Source organism: Bacillus sp. ILBB4 (genome assembly GCF_035064545.1).
Lineage (GTDB): Bacteria > Bacillota > Bacilli > Bacillales > Bacillaceae_H > Priestia.
In genome coordinates, this window is the sequence record NZ_JAIQVD010000002.1 from 479,706 (window position 1) to 496,407 (window position 16,702).

A 16,702-nucleotide genomic window follows, 5' to 3' on the forward strand; every position below is an offset into this window, starting at 1 on the left:
CGAGTTTGATTCTTAATCAAGAAACAAACTCGTTCGGATCTTCCTTCAACTAAAATATTTGTGTCCCAGCCTCTTTTATCCAATAATAATACGTTCTTTCGGATAGTGATAATCCGGTCCAGACGTTGGACGGCGAAGCATTAAAATAAATGAAAACATGCCGATTCGGCCAATGAACATTAAAATCATAATAACGCATTTACCGATATCAGAAAGCCCTCCTGTAATTCCCATTGATAAACCTGTTGTCCCAAAAGCTGAACACACTTCAAAAATAAGCTCAATGAGAGAAAAATGTTCTGTAATACTTAAAATAAGAAGCGAAATCGAGCAAATGATTACGGCTAACATCGATACAGCTACTGATTTAATAATGTCATCTTCATGAATTTCGCGGCGAAAGATTTTAATCGTCTTATTTCCTCTTACGTAATAAAACAGGAAAAGAATATTTAATGCAAACGTCGTCGTACGAATTCCTCCCCCTACTGAGCTCGGTGAAGCACCGATAAACATCATCGCACTCATCATAATTAACGTAGGAAGCGAAAACTCATTAATATTCATGGTCGCCACTCCTCCGCTCCTTGTGGCAGCAGATTGGAAAAACGCATAAAAAAACGATTCATCCCAAGACTTATCTGCTAGAAATCCTGAATGCTCTAGCACAAGAATCAAGATTGTTCCCCCTGCTAACAGCAGAAAAAACATGATGGTCGTTAGCTTCGTAAATAGCGAAAATTGAAATTTACGCTTATCTTTAAATGTTAAAAAATAGTGCTTAATTTCAATTAATACAGGGAATCCAATCGCTCCAAGCGTAATTAAAATAACGGTTACCACTTGTACAAAATAATCATGGGCATACGGAATAAACGAAGATCCTGTAATATCGAAGCCAGCATTTGTTGTAGCGCTGACAGAAGCAAAGAACCCATGCAGAAAAGCATCTGTCCAGCTTGAGTAATAACGGAGAAAATGTAATCCTAAAATAATGGCGCCAACTAGTTCAATAGCAAAAATAATAAATAAAATATTTCTCATCAAGTCAACTAATCCTGATAAACGGGATTGGTTATGGTCTGTCATAATGAGCTGACGTTCCTTTAAACCGATTTTTTTACCCAAAATCATCCAAATAAATGTACTGAGTGTCATTACACCAATACCACCGATTTGAAAAATAAAAGCGAGCAAAAAATAGCCCGTCGTACTAAATGTATCCGGAGTAGAGACAGGTGTCAGCCCTGTTACACTTACCGCACTGACGGCAATAAATAAGCGATCAATAAATGCTAACTTCACTCCCGGCTTTAAAGCTTCTGGGATACTAAGTAATAGAAATCCAAGCGTAACAGCCACTATGTAAAATGTAACAATAATTTGAGCTGAAGACATCTGCCTTACTCGTCGTTTCCATGGTTGCGGCATAATCTGACATTCCTTTTTTGTTATAATACTAATAGTTTTCTTCTTTCTTCCCAAAGCATACTCATTGTTACACGGATTGCAATATCCATGTAAAAAATCCCATGTTCAAGAAGGTGACTACATTAGTATAAAAGAAGTCACCTCACTTGTCATTAGATATCATAAATCCCAGCAGCCCGCATAAAGGAACGTCACTCAATATTATCGGTTTACACAAAAAAACGAGGTTGCGACATAATTAAATGAATCAATCTAAAGACGAACAAATGGGATACATGAGCTGAACCGCTAGTGACACCGCTGTTGATTTCCGTGGAAGACTTCGCTTTCCGCGGGCGGCCCGTGAGCCTCCTCGTCGCTGACGCTCCTGCCAGGTCTCACCTGTTCCGCTTTTCTCGCAGGAGTCTTCGCCTTGCCCTCCAATCAACTGCTAGAAGCAACGACATACTTGAAACCTACGTTCACCATAACAAAAAACGAACCACTGATATCAGTGGTTCGTTTTTCACTTCGGCTAAAATACTTTTGTACCAGCCGCGTCTTTATTTTATTTAGAGCGTTTTTCTAGCCAATCGCCGATTGAAGGATATGTTTCCTTCACTGCTTTTGGACCAAATACAACAGATACGTGACCTGTTTGCAACAATTTATACTCTTTATCTTCACTTGAAACAGCGTCCATTAAAGCTGCCACCTGATGCGGCATCGCAATATGATCACGGCTAGCAGCAATGTTTAAAATATTAGCTTTAATATTTTTCAAATCTACTTTGCGTCCGCGAACTTCAAGTTCACCATTGATTAATTTATTTTGTTGATAGAAGTCACGAATCCACTGACGATAAGCTTCACCAGCAAATGGGATTCCGTCAGCAACCCACTTTTGCATTAGCTTCCAGCTTTCAACAAACCGCTGATTTTCGGAACGGTCCACCAACGTTACATACGGGCCGTAGAAATTCGTGATTGGCTTTAACATCTTGTTTCCAAAGTCAATCATCTCTGGAGGGATGTTTCCGAATGTATCTACTGCTTTATCTAAGTTAAAGTAGCGATCGTCTAGGAATGCTCCGTATAAACCTGTATCGGAAAAATCAAATGGACTTGTCATAAAAATTAAGTTTTTAATCGGCAAGTCTTCATTTAATGCAGCAAAAATAGATGTCATAGTTCCGCCCATACAGTAACCAAGAACAGACAAATCAGGCGATTTAGAAGTGCGCAGCACCTTTTTCGCCGCTTTTGGAATATAATCTACAATATAATCATCTAGCTTCATATTGCTGTCTTCAAGCCCAGGAGTTCCCCAATCAAGCAAATACACGTCAAAACCGCGGTTTAATAAGTATTCAACAAGGCTGTTTCCAGGTGTTAAATCCAAAATATACGGTTTATTGATCAATGCATATACGAGTAAGATTGGTGTTTTATGCAGGTTATCTTTTACTGGCGTATAGCGATATAATTTCGCTTTGTTCTTTTTCCAAATAACCTCTTTTGGTGTTAATCCAACTTCCGGTTCCGCTTCTGTTGTCATAATTTCATATGCACGCTTAAAACGTCTTGCAGAACTTTTATATTCACTTGGCATTGATTTGATTAATTTTTCCCACTCTTGCACGTAAGGAATTGCCACGAATATACACACCCTTTCATTCCATTAGTAGTTAGTTAACAAGCACAGCCCCGACAAAAGTCAGGGCCAGCATTTATTACATGTATAAGCCGCCGTTAATGTTTAACTGTTGTCCTGTAATGTACGCGCCGTCTTTTGCTAAGTAAACAACTCCACGTGCAATTTCTTCAGCGTGGCCTAAGCGACGAGTTGGAATTTTCGCAACAATTTTTGCACGAACATCCTCAGGAATTGCCATCACCATTTCCGTTTCAATAAATCCTGGGCAAATTGCATTAACTGTTACGCCTGTCTTAGCTAGTTCAAGAGCTAATGATTTAGTAAATCCTAGCATACCTGCTTTAGCAGCTGAGTAGTTTGTTTGACCAAATCCGCCCGCTTGACCAATAATTGATGAAATATTGATAACACGACCACCTTCAGATTCTAAAAGGTGCGTTAGCGCAGCTGATGTTGTGTTGTATACGCTATGTAAGTTTACATCAATTACTTTTTTCCAATCTTCTTCACCTAACTTCTTGAATGAACGGTCGCGCGTAATTCCAGCATTGTTTACTAGAATGTCTAATTGACCAAACGCAGCTTTTGTTTCTTCGATTAGGTGTTTTGCTTGATCTACATAAGACACGTCAGCTTGAACCGCAATAGCTTCTCCGCCGTTGTCTTTAATTTCTTTTACGATTGCTTCTGCAGATTCTTTACTGCTGTTATAGTTTACTGCTACTTTTACTCCATTAGAAGCAAGCTCACGTGTAATTGCTGCCCCGATACCTTTAGATCCGCCTGTTACGATTGCTACTTTACCTTGTAATGTTGTCATGAAAAATTTCCCCCTTGCTTCTTCAGCGATGATTTTTACTGTAAATACAGCAGTTAATGTTGTTATAAAATCCCCTATACCTTACTTGCGAGCCGGCTGCTCAGTTTTTTGAGCATTTGATGGTTTTGCTTCAGATTTAGCTTCTGCCTTTGGCTTTTCAGCTAATTTTTCTTGTTTTTCTAACAGCTGAGCCTGAAGCTGCTCACCTTGAGTTTTAATTTGTTTTTGAATAGTTTCTTTTAACTCGTCTTGTGTTTTTTGCTGCCCTTCAAGAAGAGATAAAACTTTGTCGAGTTTTTTGTCTAACGATTTGACATCAGATTTCAGCTTAGTGACATCTTTTTTCAAAGCAGATGCACTTTCTTGCTGTGCTTCCAATTCGTCAAAACGATCGTCAAATTGCTCTTCTAATAATTCTACTTTTTCTTCCACATTGATGACTAATGACGCAACGTTTGCTACATCTTCTTTTGTTGGTACATTTACTTGGTGCAGATAGCGCCCCGTTACTTCATTTACTGCTTGTTGATATTGAAGGTTCATATTTAGCACATTTCCCATGAGCTGGGAAAATTCTTCACGATTCATATTGTCCCCAATAACTTTACCCCAGTAAGATTCGGTTTTGTCATATACGTCTTTCCATGCTTGAAACGGATCAAATACTTTTTGCTGTTCCAAAACTCCATCTCCTTTCTTGTGTACGTTAAAAGTGATGGCTTTCAATATGGACACTTAATGTGACAAGCGACATATTAGAAGCTCTAAGTAAACGCAACCAATTTTGCGTTTATTTATTGGATAATGTAAATCTTTTCACAATTCACTTACCAACAAATTATAAATGTTATAAAAATTACCTACATGTACTATTATAAATTCGTTTTCCAAAATAAACAATTCTAAATCTTTATTTATTTTTGAATTTTTTTGACGCTTTTTGTCGAAATCCAAAAAATCGTTCTTTTTTCCTGTATTTGAAAGACCTGTTTTAAAGTGTTGACAATTTTTTCATCTAGGTGTAAATTACACATATAGAAAACAAATTCTCTTTTTTCGAAGGGGTGATTACCTTGGGATCAAGTGAAAAAGATAACACCTCTAATTCAAACAACTTAGAAAAATCGATTAGCGGTGCACCAAAAAACTTGATGGTTCCTTTTCTTCTTTTAAGTTTAAGAGGTTGGAATCTACATGGTTACAAGCTCATTCAGCAACTAATGAGCTTTGGATTCACATCAGTTGATCAGGGAAATGTCTACCGCACGCTGAGACAGCTTGAAAAAGACAACTTGATTACATCGCAATGGGATACGTCAGCTGAAGGACCTGCACGCCGGATTTATTCATTAACAGATGCCGGCGAACAATATTTAAGCATGTGGGCTAATTCACTTGAACAGTATCAAAACATGTTAGATTCATTTTTTCACATGTATACCGACATGTTGTTCCCTTTTAGCTCTTCTTCTTCTAAAAAGTCAAAAGAATCAAAAGAGGAAGAAAACGATTAAAGGGATTCACGCAGTACATCTGCGTTTCCTAATATAATGTTAAATTTCACGGTCAACCAGCGAGCGCGGAATGTTAGGTTTATCACACAACTACGAATTTCTTCTTTAACGTTTTGTTCATTACGATAACTGTTCGCCAGACCAAATTATTCAAGGAGGAATTTGATTATGTCAACAGTAAAGTATGATACAGTAATTGATGCAATGTGGGAACAATGGACAAAGGGGTTACAAAACATTGCAGAAGGAAACAAACAAATTGAGCAATGGACGTTAAAAGCACTTGAGCAACAGCAAGAATTTGTAACAAAAGCAGTTGAACAACTTCAAGCAACAGACAAACAATGGAAAGCTGAATTAGAAGATCTTCAACAAAAAACAGTTGAAAACTTACGTAAAACAGCTGGAAACGCTGTTGCCGATTCTTATGAAGAATGGACAAACCGCACGCATGAAGCATTAAATAAATTACAAGAGCTTTCTCTTAACCAAAGCAAATCAAGCTATTCTTTAGTAAAGCAAGCTCAAGAACAATATCATCAAGTAGTAACACAATTAGTAGAAGAGCAAAAGAAAACGCGCCAAGAATTCCAACACGTATCTGATGCATACGTAGAACAAGTAAAATCTCTTCAAAAGTCATTTGCTCAGTCTCTTGAGCAATATGCAGTTGTAAAATAATATATAAAAAAGCCCAGCTTCTTTGAAAGCTGGGCTTTTTTATACTTTCTTGCAAACCATTACCAGTATGCAAAATAGGAAACAACAAATAATACAGGTACAGTAGTAAACTGCTGTACCACTAAAAAAGGAGATGACTAATCATGGCTAGAACAAATAAACTATTAACACCAGGTGTAGAACAATTTTTAGATCAATATAAGTATGAAATCGCTCAAGAATTTGGGGTAACTCTAGGTTCTGACACTGCTGCACGCAGCAACGGTTCAGTAGGCGGAGAAATCACAAAACGCTTGGTGCAACAAGCTCAAGCTCACTTAAGCGGCAGCACACAAAAATAAAACATAATTTCATAACATGGCTAAAAAAGGCACCTGCGTGTGCCTTTTTCTTACATAATATAGTCTTTTAAATACACGTAGTCCCCCGCTAATATAATAACCATCGCGATAATATATTTACGGTTTCTTTCAATTGTTTTCCGGCTCACTTTCACATGTTTTTCAATCAAGCGAATAGGAAGCTGCCGCTTTAAAAACAGCTTATCTTTTAATTCTTTTTCCTTGACGATAAAGGATGCAACTTCCACTGCATTTCCCCTTGCATCCTTATGTTTAGGAGACGTGTTAATAATGTCTTCAAGAGTTAATTTAAACAATTTTAGCGTCTGACAAAAATAAGTCATTTCCTCTTGAATATATGAAGTTTCACTTTGCCTTTTATAGTTAGAAAGCGATATATCCCTTTCTACCTTACCTTGAATAAAACCTTCATTTTCAATTCGGTTATAGAGCAGCGTTTGATTTCTCTTTTCTTTTCGAATATAGTCAATTACTCTTCTTTTAATAATAAGTTCCGCAAATGCAAGAAGGGATCTGCCTTTTTGGATTGTGTAATTTTCAATGGCTTCATTAAATGCAATCAGACCAATGCTAAATTCATCGTCAGCTTCACTTATATAACGTTTACATACAGCTGAAACAACTTTAGCAATAAACGGTTTATATTGTTGAATCATTTCGTTATGTAATTGTTTATCCCCTTGCTGAATCGTCAGTACAATCGTTTCAAGCGATGGAGGCGTTTGAACTTTTGTAAGCATTGGCTTCACCTCTTTTACTATACTCAATTACTTTATACCATGTTAATATCCATTCTTTTGATGACGAACAGGGTTTAGAAGCGCTCTGCTCCTCTTAATTTCCCTTTATTATAACCCATAATAGCTCAATTTTACCAATTAACATACATTTGAAATATATGTTTATAAACTGAAATAAACTTCATTGAACTGAATTACTCACGGCTGCTTCTGTTCTCTACAGAATATGAACGAAAAAGCAAAACATTCGGATATAAAGTAATTAAACAGTAGTTAGTTCTTTTACCCTTTATCTAAACAATCTAAACTAGGTATTTTGTCTCAATAATAAAAAACGCACCTTCAATTAGCATTGAAGGTGCGTTTTTTATTATTGATTTTCAATTTTTTTTAACGATTCTTTTTCTTTCTCTGAGCCTTCAAGATCAGTTTGTTCTTTATTTTTAGATAGAAACCAGCCTGAAGCTGCTATGGCAAGTAACACAATCCAAAACGTAATTTTCCACACTTTTGATTCAGGGAAATGTTCATTAATAATACCTAACTCCGGATGAGCAAGGGTATAAACCGCTAACTTAACCCCTACCCACCCTACAATAGCAAAAGCCGCCGTTTCTAGGCCTGGGCGCGTATTTAATAGCTTGACGAACCAAGTTGCAGCAAAACGCATAATAATTAATCCCATAATTCCTCCGGCGAAAATCACCAAGAATTGTCCCCCATCGAGTCCGCCAATTTGAGGAAGATCTGTTGTTGGCAATGTAACGGCGAGAGCCACAGCGGCCAAAATTGAATCAACGGCAAAAGCAATGTCTGCTATTTCTACTTTTAAAACCGTCATCCAGAAACTTGAGCCCTTTTTCTCGTCTGCTTCTTTCACTTTTTCATGATCGTCTTTTTTCACATATCGCTTCACAATATGATTAATGGAAATGAACAACAAGTAAATGGCTCCTATAGCTTGAAGCTGCCATACGTCGACTAAAAATGAAATCAAGAACAATGAACCAAATCTAAAAATAAAGGCACCGGCTAGTCCGTAAAATAATGCCTTCTTGCGTTTTTCTTCCGGTAAATGTTTGACCATAATGGCCATCACAAGAGCATTATCCGCCGCCAAAATCCCTTCTAATGCAACCAGAACTAGCAATACCCATCCATACTCTAACAAAAGCGATGCATCCATAAAAATCCCCTCTCGTTTCTTTATATAAGTTTATTTATCCTCATTACCGGAATAAAACACAAAAAGACCTTTGCCAAATATGGCAAAGGTCTTGCTAAGCATAATCATTATGCCAACAAAGCCGATGGAATACTCCATGTAATGACGACTTTGTTTCAGGTTTCCCTGACGCTACTCCCCTTTACTCCGTAAGAAGTAAATGTATTAAGTTGTTTTTATTTTATAAAAGGTTCACTAATAAGTCAATTAAAAGCCCTCTAAACTTTTGTTAAGCTTTTGTTAAGCGTTTTAATACATTCAAAAACGTTGAAATATGAATAGGCTTTGTTACGTATTCACTAAAGCCGACTAAAAAAGCTTGATCAATATCGCTTTGCATCGCGCTTGCACTCAGGGCGACTCGCGGAATATGCTTCAATTCTTTTTCTAGCTGCAGCTGTGTGCATACCTCAAAACCATTCATATCAGGCAGATCAATATCAATTAAGATCATATCCGGTGAAATGGACCTGATTAGCCCGATGCCGTTTTCTCCTGTTTTGGCAACTAAAAGCTTAACGTTTTTATATGGAAAAAGAATCGATTGCATAAGCTCAATATTTGTATCGTTATCCTCAATATATACAATTGATGTCGGCATGGAAAAACCTAAAAACGGCTCGGCTTCTCCTTCACTGGATAATCGTTTAGGAACAGGTGGATGTACTAAGGGAAAACGCACCCAAAATGTACTGCCCTTTCCCTCTTCACTTCGCACTCCGCACGTACCATTCATTAATACAACAAGCTGCTTTACAAGCGCCAATCCAATCCCTGTTCCGTCTTTTTCTAGTCTATTTACACGGTAGAAAGGCTCAAAAATCCGATTCAATTCTGAAGCTGGAATTCCAAAGCCCCTATCTTCAATCAATATGGTTACGTGATGCTGAGTGATCTCGGTATAGATAGTGATATCGCGATAAGCGGGCGAATATTTAATGGCGTTTGTAAGCAGATTTAATAAGATCTGCTGAAACCGAAGTTCATCTATTTCAACAAAGACTTCTTGGTATGCATGAAAGCGAGTATAAAGTATACTATGCTTATCTTTTGCTAATGGTTTCATAATTTTAAGCGCGTCTTCAATCGCCTCTTTTACCGACACCGGTTCAAGGTTAATCGCTAAGTGACCTGATTCAATTTTCGATAAATCAAGCGTTTCATTTATCAAATAAAGAAGATGATTACCTGCTTTTAAAATTTTTCGTACACGATTCAATTGTTTTTCTGTTAAATCTTTTTCCCCTTGCTCTTCCAATATCTGTGCATAACCTAAAATACTGTTTAAAGGCGTACGAAGCTCATGGCTTACTTTTGATAAAAATTCAGACTTGGCTTGATTTGCTTTTTCGGCTTCTTCTTTTGCTATAATCATTTGCTGATTAGAATGAAGCAAATCTTGTTCTTGTTCCTGCTGTTTTGTAATATCATAAAACGTGACAACTACGCCTTTATAATATTTGCTTTCTTGAAGAGGTTCAGCATTCACCGAAAGCCAAGTCAACTTTTTCTCATTTAAATAAATGCCCATAACTGTATTTCGCACAGGCTCTTTTGTACGAAGACATCGAACAGATGGAATGTCTTCCAGTGCAAAAGGTGTGCCGTCAGGATGAATGATTTCCCAGTCTAAACCAAAGGGGTTAACTAATAACATCTCATCATAGGGCACTTGTAAGATTTTAGCAGCGTACGCATTAGCAGCAACTAAGTTTCCTTCAAGATCATGAAACACAACCCCTTCTGACATCGTAGAAAGAACGGAGCGATACATGCTTTCACTTTTAGCCAGCTTTTCTCTTGCTTCGTGAAGATCGGTAACATCTACTATAGAACCAATAACTTCTTTTACTTCTCCTTTGTAAATATGAGGTATTAACTTCGTATAGTAAGCAGAATCGTTCAAAAGTACTTCATACGATACTTTCTCTCCCGCCCAAGCTTTCTCATAGTACTCCTTATTTTCTTTTGCGTAGGATTCAGGTAAAAATTCTTCAAGTGTTTTACCGACAACATCTATTTCCTCATATCCTATTTCACGAATCATTTTGCCTTCGCACATGGTATGAATATATCCTTCATCGTTTTTCACAAATTTAAAAATAGCGCCATCTTGCTGTGAAAGCGTGCGTTTTAAATCTTCTTGTAAATCCAGAAGCTGCTGTTGCGCCTTTTTTCGGTCTGTCACATCTTTGGCAATGACGTAACTGCCTTTAATTTGACCATGAACAATAATAGGCATTTGCGTTACTTCAACATATACAGGCTGATTATCTTTGCGAATGAGCGTTGCCTCATAATAAACAGAGTCTCCGCTCAGGGATTTCCACATATATTCTTCAGCTTTTTGAGCTTCTCTAAACATATAGGGAAACGGAATTTTCTCCATTTGATGCAACGTGTATCCTGTTAGTTCTATTCCTTTTGGATTAATCGTTTGAATATTGCCGTACAAATCAACCGCACACACAATATTGGGATTGTAGTTAAAAAGAGATTGATAATACTCTTCTTTTAGTTGACTATCCCTCACTTCTTCCTGGCGCTTAAAAGCAGCAACGAGCAGAAAGACAATGAGTAGCGTAATCGTGATACTTGCAATCATATTGGAAAATGGCGCTTGATAAGGCAGCCACTGGCCCCATCTTCTGACAACTGAGTGTTCAATATGCAGCTTCATTCCATACATACTGATGAAATGCATAGCTGAAATTCCAATGCCCAGCAAAATAGAGCTAACAAGTTTGAGAAACGGATTAGCTTTCACGCTTTTCGAACGAAAAAACAAGTGCATCGCATAAAATGCAACGACCAGGGCGATGATGATGGAAAGCAAAACAGATAGCACGGCATAATGGATGTGTGCTTCTGTTTCAATTGCTGCCATGGCAATATAATGTGTACCCAGAATACTGCTTCCCAAAATGAGCCCTGACCATACCGACGTGCCCCATTTCCAAAATGTCCAAAACGCACCTAGTGATCCGCTAATCGCTATTATTAAAGCAATGACAGAAAGTACAGCATTAAAATGAAAGCTAACAGGCACATAATAAGCAAGCATCGCAATATAGTGCATCGCCCCCACTCCAATCCCCATTGAAGCCGCTGACAGGGTAAGCCACAAATAATTGTTCCGCTGTTTTTTCATCATTTTACTCATAATATCAAGTGCTGTATAAGAGGCGAGAATTCCTACAATGACAGCAAGAAATACGGTAAATTCATTATAGTGACCAGTAATTGAAATCATTTTCTTTCCTTTCACTTCAACGTTACTTCTTCTATCTAACTCTCCTCATAAGAACTATATTACGATCATTTATTCCGAAAGCAGACACATGAAATAGACGAAACTTACATAAGCTTCGTCCTTTCATCAGCATAGCTATTTTAGAAGCAGCAGCATCTCTTAATTCATCATTAACTGATGCAGCTGTTTTTGAACGTCTTGTATTTTTAATTTTGAGATATGAGCATATTCATCAATTTCTAAGAAATAAACAAGATATGTTTCGTTTTTTGGTGTGATGTGCGAAACTTTCTGTAAATTCACGATATAAGACCGGTGTGTTTGACTAAATACAGAAGGGTTCAAATACGTATAGATATCACTAATATTTTCATATGTCTCATAGACACGTGATTGAGTATAGATTAAGCATTTTTTTCCGGATTTTTCGATAAAAATAATTTGATCAATTGGAATGTAGTAAGTAGATCCATTAAATTTTACAGGCAGTCTTTTTAATTGCTCACCTGGCTTTTTTGACTGATTTCTATCAATTCCAATGGAGTTTTTTGCCCGCTCTAACGCCATATAAAGCCTTGTTTTTTCAATCGGTTTTACAATATAATCCAATGCTGACAACTCAAATGCCTTCACCGCAAATTCATCATAACCAGTGATAAAAATGAAGTTTAAATTCGGCTTAATGCGCAGGCACTTTTTTATTGCATCTACACCGTTAATCGTAGGCATATTAATGTCGACGAGCAAAAGGTCTGGGCTCTTAGCCATCACTTCCTGTACAAGCTGCTCTCCGTCTTTGCAGATGCTAATCACTTCAAATTCCGGAAGCTGTTCTATAAAATAATCTAAAATTTCAACCGAATCTTCGTTATCATCGGCAATAATTAAGTTAATTTTGTTCATCCTGACTCCCCCTAGGATACAATGTTCAAGTATAGTACGAACTATTGCCCATTCTGGTTTATGCATGTCTACACATAGTTATAGTGTTTTTATGTTGAGATGAATGATCTACACGGACGCTAATCGTTAATGGAACGCAAAACGATTGTTCATGGGGAATATTGCAATAATTGTAGGTTTTCTAGAAGAAGACTTAAAAACCGTTTATCTATTATCATTTATTTTCCTAACAATGATTTAATACCCTTTTTATAATCTGTAAATCAGCATGCCAAAATCTTTATTTAACATTTTCGATAAAGGCGGCACGCTCTTTTCAATCATTTTGTTTTCTCTTACTATTAAAACATGTTCTACGCTCTTTTACCCATAATTTTATTAATTTTTTACTTTTTTTCAAGGTAATTACTTACATATTGTCCTTAATAACCTTGACTTTGTGATTTCATCCAAAAGAATTTATGTATTTTTTATTCATTTTATTATAAAAATTTTAGCATACAAAGTTACGAACTTACATATGTATTCCGAACTAGTTCCCTTTAAAACTATGATTATTATACCATTTCATAGTATAAATCACATATGGTTAAACGTGAAGACTTTCCATTTCTTTAAGTGTTCAAAGCTATTTATTTGTAAAATAAATAGCTTCATTCCTCTATAACGGCTACATAACCTAATTAACCAGCTATTATTTGTAAAAAAACAGGCCTAAAGTTATAACCCGGCCTGTTTTGCATTCATTTCTTATTTTTCATTTTTTACAATTTGCTGTGCTTGTTTCGATACAAAGAAGCGATTCTTTTTATCCTGTACCACTACGCTGTCCATTTGAATTTCTCTTCCATTTACAATAGCAATATTTTTATTTACTGGGAAACTCACCGTTCGCTTATTGTTTGTAACAACCAGCACAGGGTTGTTTTTGTCTTTTGAGTTAACCACTACCTTTGAGCCTTTAAAAGCTTTATTTGCTTCAATAAATAATTCATTTGTTAACTCATTTAAGTTAATATTCATTGATTTAGCCATATGTTTGGCAATATCCGTATTATCAAAGTGCCCCGTTGGTCGATTTACGCCGTAGGAATACAGAAATACATCCTCACCCGTATGACCGCCCGTTGTGAATCCAAGGTTTGCTCGGTTGGCTAATAACTTCGATAGTGTAGCACTGATTTCTTTTTTATCTCTTGCTTTAGTCAGCTGCGCTTTTTCCTCTGAAGTTAGATTTGATAAACCATACAAAGCAGCTACTTCTTCTTTATTTGATAAATCTTCTTTTAATTTAGACGTAGCACCTTCTAACGTCATTTTTGCTTTTTTTAATGGATCAATATAAGCAGAAACAGGTGTGGTATCGTATCCTTTTGTTGTATTTGCATTACCGATTGAAAGACCGCTGTTTCCGTGATCTGCAATCGCAATAACCATCGTATTTCCATCTTTTTTAGCGAATTCTACTGCTTTGCCCACTGCTTCATCAAACGCTAATACATCGCTAATCATTCCTACTGGATCATTCGCATGAGCTGCCCAATCCGTTTTGCTTCCTTCAACAAATAAGAAAAAACCGTCTTTATCTTTAGATAGTGTTGTTATTGCTTTATTTGTCATCTGGGACAACTTTGGCTGTTCTGCTTTTGTCTGCGGCCGGTCCATATCATACGCTAAGTCTCGATCGGCAAAGCTCCCCCAGATTTTTTTGGCGCGTGACTGCTCTAATTCCTTTTTATTTTCTACAAAGTCATATCCTCTTTGATTCAATACATTGACTAAATTTTCACCGTCTTTTCGGCTTTTTTCTTCTTTTCCCGAAAGAAGAGATTGCTTACCTCCTCCAAGCACTACATCAATGTTTTGATACACTTGCTGCTCAGCTAGCGTTTGAAAATCATCACGAGTATAGTTGTGAGCTGAAAAACCAGCTGGTGTGGCATGCTGGATTTCAGAAGTAGCCACAATTCCTGTCGCGCGCCCCGAAAGCTTTGCTCCTTCTAGAACGTTTGCTACCGGACGAAATTGATCTTCTTTTTCTACTGGTTTAATCCCAGGCGTGTTCACTACCGAAGGCAGCACACCTACATAACCTGAATTTGATTTATTTCCTGTTGCTAAAGCAGTAGCTGCCGGAGCGGAATCTGTAATAGCAGATTCTGCCGAATACGCACGTACTCCCCCGGCCATCAGCTGATCCATATGTAACGGTTTTCCCTTGTACCATCTTGCGAGTGTAGTAGCATTTGAACTCGTCCCGTCCATTACCATCATAATGACATTTTGAGGTTTCTTAGCTGACTTATGTTCCACTTTTGCTTCCGTTTGAATAAGTGAGTTTCCTACACCAAACGAGGCCAATGCTACTGCTCCTGCCAGTATAATACCTGCTAATTTTTTCTTCATATAAATATACCCGCTCCTTTATTTAATTGTCTTCGACATGTCTAAAGTTACCATTCAAACGTAAACCCACTGTTTATCTGCTGTAAAAGAGTGTAAAGTTTGTCTTTATATTCTTCCTTTCTTCTTAAGAAAAAATAGTCGAATAAAAAGGAAGTACATGAACAAACTACCAGTAATAGAAAGTCAAGTGAGGGGCACGGTTATGTTTAAACATTTATTTAAAAGAAAAAATGCAGATGATCAGCCCAAAAAATCACTCGATGAACTGATTAAACAGTTTAAGAAATCAAGTGACTTTATGACATTAGCCATTGGCTCACAGCATCGGAAATACATCATTACTTATTTTAAGCAGCTCGTAAACATGCAAAGTGTTGAAGATAAAATACTCGAGCCTTTTCAAAAACTAGACTTCACGTTAAGCAGTGTACATGACGTCGAAAATGTTCTGCCTATTGAAGATATTTCAATTACAAGAGATACAAAAGAAATTTTAGAAAAGATGCTGCGCGGCTACGTGATGTTTCAATTGCATAAAGACGATAAGCTAGTAGCTCTTATTAAAGTTCAAAGCTTTGATACAGGATTTCGGAAAGAAAATGAAACGGAAAACGAGTTCAGCGTCGTCGGTCCTAAAATTGGTTTTGTAGAGGATTTAGATGTCAACCTCTACTTAATGAGAAAAACAGTTATTTCCGAAAACCTTATTTTTAAAGAACTTACCGTAGGAAATAAATCGAAAACGCGCGTGGTGCTTGTTTACTTAGAAGGCGTAACGAATCCTCAGCACGTAGACACTATGACGCAGCGCCTTGAAGATATAGATTTTGACGTCATTTTCGATAGTACGATGCTTGATCAATTAATTTCTGATAATTCTTCTACGGCGTTTCCGCTCTTTTTAACAACAGAACGCATTGATCGTGTCTTGTTTAGCCTGTTAAACGGGCAAGCTGCCTTCTTTTCGAGCGGTTCTCCTTACGCAGTTACGGGACCGTCAACTTTGCTTGACTTCTTTGTTTCACCTGAAGACTACTATTTACCGTGGGTTTTAGGTTCATTTTTTCGAGTTATTCGTATTTTGGGCGTCTTTTTCTCTATTTTTGCTACGCCTCTTTATGTAGCTATTGTTACTTATCATTATGAGATGCTTCCAAAAGATCTGCTTGGGCCTATTATCTTTTCAAGGACAAACGTTCCTTTTCCACCTGTTATCGAAGTACTTTTTTTAGAAGTTACTATTGAACTGCTTCGAGAAGCCGGAGCCAGACTCCCAACAAAAGTAGGGCAAACACTAGGAATCGTAGGCGGGATTGTTATTGGGCAAGCAACAGTAGAAGCTGCGCTAACAAGCAATATTTTGCTTATTATTGTTTCACTGACAGCTTTAGCTTCTTTTACAACGCCCATTTTTAAAATGTCTAACACGATCCGACTGCTACGTTTTCCGTTTATTTTGTTTGCCACTGCGTTCGGTTTAGTCGGCATCACGTTTGGCTTTTGTTTCTTGCTGGTTCACCTGCTTCGTTTAAAATCTTTGGGCATGCCTTATCTTGTTCCTATCTTTCCATTTCGCCCGAGAGAATACCGTGATACTTTTTTGAGATTGCCGTATAGTCACACAGCTAAGCGCCCAAGCTACTTGCGTCCTTTAGAGCGCTTCCGCTATAACCCTAATAAAGCAAATAAGGCTAAAAGAAAAAGTAATTTAGATAATGAGTAAAGCGGGGA

Annotated in this window: 14 protein-coding genes and 1 riboswitch; of the genes, 4 read left to right on the forward strand and 10 right to left on the reverse strand. The window is 37.2% G+C overall.

What is annotated here, in order from left to right; translation table 11 throughout:
* Window positions 1–75: 75 nt before the first annotated feature.
* The 5 genes from LAV82_RS08695 to phaR all read right to left on the reverse strand — a co-directional run bounded on the left by LAV82_RS08695 (window position 76) and on the right by phaR (window position 4,568).
* Window positions 76–1,455, reverse strand: a complete 1,380-nt coding sequence (locus LAV82_RS08695; protein WP_255256020.1) for a TrkH family potassium uptake protein — start codon at window positions 1,453–1,455, stop codon at window positions 76–78.
* A 223-nt stretch (window positions 1,456–1,678) separates the two neighbouring features.
* Window positions 1,679–1,858 (reverse strand): hypothetical protein, encoded by a 180-nt coding sequence (locus tag LAV82_RS08700; protein WP_499715892.1) that lies wholly within the window; start codon window positions 1,856–1,858, stop codon window positions 1,679–1,681.
* Between the two features lie 120 nt (window positions 1,859–1,978).
* The gene (locus LAV82_RS08705) at window positions 1,979–3,067 is read right to left on the reverse strand and encodes a class III poly(R)-hydroxyalkanoic acid synthase subunit PhaC (protein WP_013055939.1); all 1,089 of its coding nucleotides are present in this window, start codon (window positions 3,065–3,067) and stop codon (window positions 1,979–1,981) included.
* Between the two features lie 76 nt (window positions 3,068–3,143).
* The gene (locus tag LAV82_RS08710) at window positions 3,144–3,887 is read right to left on the reverse strand and encodes an acetoacetyl-CoA reductase (RefSeq protein WP_013055938.1); all 744 of its coding nucleotides are present in this window, start codon (window positions 3,885–3,887) and stop codon (window positions 3,144–3,146) included.
* 81 nt (window positions 3,888–3,968) lie between these two features.
* Window positions 3,969–4,568: a polyhydroxyalkanoic acid synthase subunit PhaR gene (gene phaR, locus LAV82_RS08715; protein WP_013055937.1), complete on the reverse strand. Its 600-nt coding sequence runs from the start codon at window positions 4,566–4,568 to the stop codon at window positions 3,969–3,971.
* A gap of 392 nt (window positions 4,569–4,960) precedes the next feature.
* Here phaR and phaQ point away from each other — a divergent pair, with 392 nt between their 5' ends.
* The 3 genes from phaQ to LAV82_RS08730 all read left to right on the forward strand — a co-directional run bounded on the left by phaQ (window position 4,961) and on the right by LAV82_RS08730 (window position 6,423).
* Window positions 4,961–5,401, forward strand: a complete 441-nt coding sequence (phaQ, locus tag LAV82_RS08720; protein WP_013055935.1) for a poly-beta-hydroxybutyrate-responsive repressor — start codon at window positions 4,961–4,963, stop codon at window positions 5,399–5,401.
* 168 nt (window positions 5,402–5,569) lie between these two features.
* The gene (phaP, locus tag LAV82_RS08725; protein WP_013055934.1) at window positions 5,570–6,082 is read left to right on the forward strand and encodes a polyhydroxyalkanoic acid inclusion protein PhaP; all 513 of its coding nucleotides are present in this window, start codon (window positions 5,570–5,572) and stop codon (window positions 6,080–6,082) included.
* A 143-nt stretch (window positions 6,083–6,225) separates the two neighbouring features.
* Complete coding sequence (locus tag LAV82_RS08730; protein ID WP_013055933.1) at window positions 6,226–6,423, forward strand: alpha/beta-type small acid-soluble spore protein; 198 nt, start codon at window positions 6,226–6,228, stop codon at window positions 6,421–6,423.
* Window positions 6,424–6,473: 50 nt separating this feature from the next.
* Here LAV82_RS08730 and sigI read toward each other — a convergent pair whose 3' ends face one another.
* From sigI to LAV82_RS08755, 5 genes are all read right to left on the reverse strand, one after another.
* Complete coding sequence (gene sigI, locus LAV82_RS08735; RefSeq protein WP_097813247.1) at window positions 6,474–7,184, reverse strand: RNA polymerase sigma factor SigI; 711 nt, start codon at window positions 7,182–7,184, stop codon at window positions 6,474–6,476.
* A 370-nt stretch (window positions 7,185–7,554) separates the two neighbouring features.
* Window positions 7,555–8,370: a TerC family protein gene (locus LAV82_RS08740; protein WP_013055931.1), complete on the reverse strand. Its 816-nt coding sequence runs from the start codon at window positions 8,368–8,370 to the stop codon at window positions 7,555–7,557.
* A gap of 96 nt (window positions 8,371–8,466) precedes the next feature.
* Window positions 8,467–8,562: riboswitch (yybP-ykoY riboswitch) on the reverse strand.
* Between the two features lie 76 nt (window positions 8,563–8,638).
* On the reverse strand, window positions 8,639–11,677 hold the full coding sequence (locus LAV82_RS08745; RefSeq protein WP_499715896.1) for a PAS domain S-box protein: 3,039 nt from the start codon (window positions 11,675–11,677) through the stop codon (window positions 8,639–8,641).
* Between the two features lie 144 nt (window positions 11,678–11,821).
* Entirely contained in the window at window positions 11,822–12,565 is a 744-nt protein-coding gene (locus LAV82_RS08750) for a LytR/AlgR family response regulator transcription factor (protein WP_013055929.1), read from the reverse strand.
* A 750-nt stretch (window positions 12,566–13,315) separates the two neighbouring features.
* On the reverse strand, window positions 13,316–14,971 hold the full coding sequence (locus LAV82_RS08755; RefSeq protein WP_499715898.1) for an alkaline phosphatase: 1,656 nt from the start codon (window positions 14,969–14,971) through the stop codon (window positions 13,316–13,318).
* 202 nt (window positions 14,972–15,173) lie between these two features.
* On the opposite strand from LAV82_RS08755, the gene LAV82_RS08760 reads away from it, so the two are divergent.
* Window positions 15,174–16,694, forward strand: coding sequence for a spore germination protein (locus LAV82_RS08760; protein WP_075420696.1), 1,521 nt, complete (start codon window positions 15,174–15,176; stop codon window positions 16,692–16,694).
* Window positions 16,695–16,702: the final 8 nt, after the last annotated feature.